The organism is Flavobacterium sp. LM5, assembly GCF_002017945.1.
In the GTDB taxonomy this organism is placed as follows: Bacteria; Bacteroidota; Bacteroidia; order Flavobacteriales; family Flavobacteriaceae; genus Flavobacterium; species Flavobacterium succinicans.
In genome coordinates this window covers 1-4,434 of record NZ_MUFX01000022.1, presented here as the reverse complement: position 1 = coordinate 4,434, position 4,434 = coordinate 1, and the positions used below count along the sequence as shown (strand labels likewise).

Below are 4,434 nucleotides of genomic sequence, written 5' to 3'. Positions count from 1 at the left end.
GAGAATCCTGAGGTTATTGCTTATTTGAATCAAGAGAACGAATATTACAATGCTAAAACTGCACACACAAAGCAATTTCAAACCGAACTGTTTGAGGAGATGAAGGCGCGTATCAAGGAAGACGATCAATCGGTTCCCTATTTTTATAATGGCTATTACTATATAACTCGCTACGAGAAAGGTCAAGATTATCCTATTTATGCGAGAAAAAAAGAAAGTCTTTCGGCTCCCGAAGAAATTCTCTTCAATTGTAATGAAATGGCTAAAGGGCATTCCTATTTTCAGTTGGGTGGATTAAGTGTGAGTCCTAATAATAAATATGCTTCTTTTGGTATTGATACCCAAGGGAGAAGGATTTATACGATTCAAGTTAAAGATTTAGAAACGGGCGAAATTTTATCCGACACTATCAAAAATGTAACGGGTGGATCGGTTTGGGCCAATGATAATGCGACTCTTTTTTACACCCAACAAGATAAAGTTACTTTACGATCAGACAAGGTGTATCGTCATAAATTAGGGACAGATTCTAAAAAAGATATTTTAGTATTTGACGAAAAAGATGACACTTTCAATGTGTATGTTTATAAAGAAAAGTCAAGAAAATACTTGGTTATTGGTTCTAGTAGTACACTAACTACCGAGTGTAGAATTTTGAATGCTGATCAACCGGAAGGGGAGTTTCAAGTTTTTCAACCTAGAGTTCGTGGTCTAGAATATAGTATTTCACACTATGGAGATTCTTTTTATGTTTTGACAAATAAAGACAAAGCAACGAATTTTAAGTTGATGAAAACTCCTGAAACTACTACTTTAAAAAAGCATTGGAAGGATGTTATCCCACACAGAGAAGAAGTGTTGTTGGAAGGGATTGATATCTTCAAAAATTATTTAGTAGTTGAGGAACGTTCTAATGGTTTGAATCATATTCGTATTATGCCTTGGAGTGGGAGTGGAGATTATTATTTGCCTTTCGATAATGAAACTTACAATGCCTATACCACTACAAATATCGATTTTGATACAGATGTCTTGCGCTATGGTTATCAGTCTATGGCTACGCCTTCGTCTGTGATTGATTTTAATATGGCTACCAAAACCAAAGTAGTTTTAAAAGAGCAACAGGTTCTAGGTGGTACTTTTGACAAAAACAACTATGTCGAAGAGAGAGTTTGGGCTACGGCTACTGATGGTACCAAAGTGCCTATTTCAATGGTTTATCATAAATCAGTTCAGAAAGATGGTAAAAATCCGTTGTTATTGTATGCTTATGGCTCTTATGGAAACACTATGGAACCTTATTTTTCATCTACTCGATTGACTTTATTGGATAGAGGATTTGTCTATGCAATCGCTCATATTCGTGGAGGTGAAGATTTAGGAAGAAAATGGTATGAAGACGGGAAATTATTGCATAAAAAAAATACGTTTACTGATTTTATCGATTGCTCAAAATTTGTGATAGAACAAAAATACACTTCGGCTTCTCATTTGTATGCCGAAGGTGGTTCGGCAGGAGGATTACTGATGGGAGCTATCGTGAATATGTCGCCTGAATTGTACCACGGTGTAATTGCTCAAGTTCCTTTTGTGGATGTTATTACCACCATGTTAGATGATAGCATTCCATTAACAACAGGGGAGTACGACGAATGGGGGAATCCAAACAGTAAAAAATATTACGATTATATGTTGTCGTATTCACCTTATGATAATGTCAAAGAGCAAAAATACCCTAACATGTTTGTTTCAACTGGCTTGCACGATTCTCAAGTGCAGTATTGGGAACCTGCAAAATGGGTGGCTAAATTGAGAACTGTAAAAAAGGGGGATACCGCCTTGTATCTAGTAACCAATATGGATGCAGGACATGGTGGGGCTTCAGGTCGATTTGAGTCCTTGAAAGAGTTGGCAAGAGAGTTTAGTTTTTTGCTAGATTTAGAGAAAATTAATAAGTAATTGAATTTTTTTGTTAGATTTGTATCTTACCTTCTTGTTTGATTCACAACTCAGGTTAACATTTATTTATGAAAGAAGAAATAAACGCTTTTAATAATGTTTTAGAATTAATAGGAAATACTCCTCTTATAAAGCTAAATAGTGTAACAAAAGAATTAAAAGGTAACTTTTATGCAAAGTTGAGGCTTTCAATCCAGGGCATTCATCTAAAGATCGAATTGCTTTGTATATCATTGAAGAGGCAGAACGAAAAGGCATTTTGACTCCTGGCGATACTATAATTGAAACGACTTCAGGGAATACGGGATTTAGTCTTGCCATGGTGAGCATTATCAAGGGATACAATTGTATTTTAGCGGTGAGTTCCAAATCATCTAAAGATAAGATTGATATGCTCAGAAGCTTGGGCGCTAAAGTATATGTTTGTCCTGCTCATGTATCAGCCGATGATGAGCGTTCCTATTATAACGTAGCGAAAAGACTGCACGAAGAAACGAAAGGATCGGTTTATATCAATCAGTATTTTAATCAATTGAATATTGATGCCCATTATTTAACTACGGGACCAGAAATTTGGAAACAAACCAATGGTAAAATCACCCACTTAGTAGCTTGTACTTCCATGGCTTCTAGGTACATTTCGAAGTGGCTTAAGTGTCTTCCGTCCATACTAAGGTCGGTTTCTTCAGCCAAAACAATTTCGTTGATTAAATAGCGCGTTTCTGGATTAGGAGTCGCAAACCACGGAGTTGATGTACAGGTTAATTTGGCTTGTAAAGCTTTCAAAAGGGACATAAAGTCCCATACTGCATACACATGCGTTTCTAGAAAACTATGTAAATCTTCTAGATTTTGTACTTTCTGATATAGGCTATGGTTTAAAAGTTGTTCTTTTTGAGAAGCTATCTTTGAATTGATGTAGGTAATGTCCATTGGTTTTTTTTTTGTAAAATTAAAAAAGCTTCCTGTTTCCAAGAAGCTTATGTGATTGATTTTATAAATACTTTAATAGTTGTTTATTTATTTAAATGCGGATATTCCAGTGATATCCATTCCTGTAATTAATAAATGAATATCGTGGGTACCTTCGTAAGTAATCACTGATTCTAAGTTCATCATATGGCGCATGATAGAATATTCGCCTGTGATTCCCATTCCGCCTAGCATTTGTCTTGCTTCACGAGCAATATGAATCGCCATATCGACATTATTTCTTTTGGCCATTGAGATTTGAGCAGAAGTCGCTCTGCCTTCATTTCTCAAGACGCCTAATCTCCATGTAAGCAATTGCGCTTTGGTGATTTCAGTAATCATTTCGGCTAATTTTTTCTGTTGTAATTGGGTGCCTGCGATAGGTTTGTCAAATTGAATACGCTCTTTGGCATAACGCAAAGCAGTATCATAACAATCCATAGCAGCTCCAATGGCGCCCCATGCAATTCCGTAACGAGCAGAATCTAGACAACCTAGTGGTGCGCCTAATCCAGATTTGTTAGGCAAAAGGTTTTCTTTTGGGACTTTTACATTGTCAAAAATCAATTCTCCAGTAGCCGAAGCTCTCAAAGACCATTTGTTGTGGGTTTCAGGAGTGGTAAATCCTTCCATACCGCGTTCTACGATTAAACCGTGAATACGTCCTTCTTCATTCTTTGCCCAAACTACAGCAATATCAGCAAAAGGAGCGTTAGAAATCCACATTTTCGCACCATTTAATAAATAGTGATCGCCTTTGTCTTTGAAGTTGGTGGTCATTCCGCCAGGATTAGAGCCGTGGTCAGGTTCCGTCAATCCAAAACAGCCCATGAATTCTCCGGTAGCTAGTTTGGGTAGGTACTTCATACGTTGTTCTTCGTTACCGTATTTCCAAATAGGATACATTACCAAAGAAGATTGTACAGATGAAGTAGAACGCACGCCAGAGTCACCACGTTCAATTTCTTGCATGATCAATCCGTAAGATATTTGATCCAATCCAGCGCCTCCATATTCAACAGGAATGTAGGGTCCAAAACCGCCAATTTCTCCCAAACCTTTGATGATTTGTTTTGGAAATTCTGCTTTTTGAGCATAGTCTTCTATAATTGGGGATACTTCTCTTTTTTACCCAAGCTCTTGCGGCGTCACGCACTAACTTGTGTTCTTCGGTTAATAAATCGTCAAGATTATAATAATCAGGAGATTGAAATAAGTCTGGTTTCATGGTTCGAAAATTTTATGGGAACAAATCTACATAAAGAAATATAACAAAACTAATGTAAATTGTTGTATTTTTATAGAAATACATGACGTTATTGGTGTTTTATTAGATTTTCAATGTAGCAACGAATAGTAGTAGTAGTGTAATTATAGAGGATAAAATTTTGTTAAAAATAATTAGTGTAAGTAAAGTCGGTATATATTTGCTGTCTTAAGTAAAGCCTAATTATGAGAAGAATATTTTTTTTGCTTGTTCTTTTTGGTGTCTGTAAACCTATT

The 4,434-nt window shown here is 36.2% G+C and carries 1 protein-coding gene and 3 pseudogenes; 2 read left to right on the top strand and 2 right to left on the bottom strand.

The window, feature by feature from the left end; translation table 11 throughout:
* On the top strand, positions 1-1,959 hold a 1,959-nt coding region (locus tag BXU11_RS16635), incomplete at its 5' end, for a S9 family peptidase (protein WP_078213340.1).
* Positions 1,960-2,027: 68 nt separating this feature from the next.
* Positions 2,028-2,578, top strand: a pseudogene (locus BXU11_RS16630) (PLP-dependent cysteine synthase family protein); the annotation flags it as partial.
* Here BXU11_RS16630 and BXU11_RS16625 read toward each other — a convergent pair.
* Positions 2,578-2,892: pseudogene (locus BXU11_RS16625) on the bottom strand (DUF3050 domain-containing protein); the annotation flags it as partial. The pseudogenes BXU11_RS16630 and BXU11_RS16625 overlap by 1 nt on opposite strands.
* A gap of 87 nt (positions 2,893-2,979) precedes the next feature.
* Positions 2,980-4,159, bottom strand: a pseudogene (locus BXU11_RS16620) (acyl-CoA dehydrogenase family protein).
* Between the last annotated feature and the right edge of the window lie 275 nt (positions 4,160-4,434).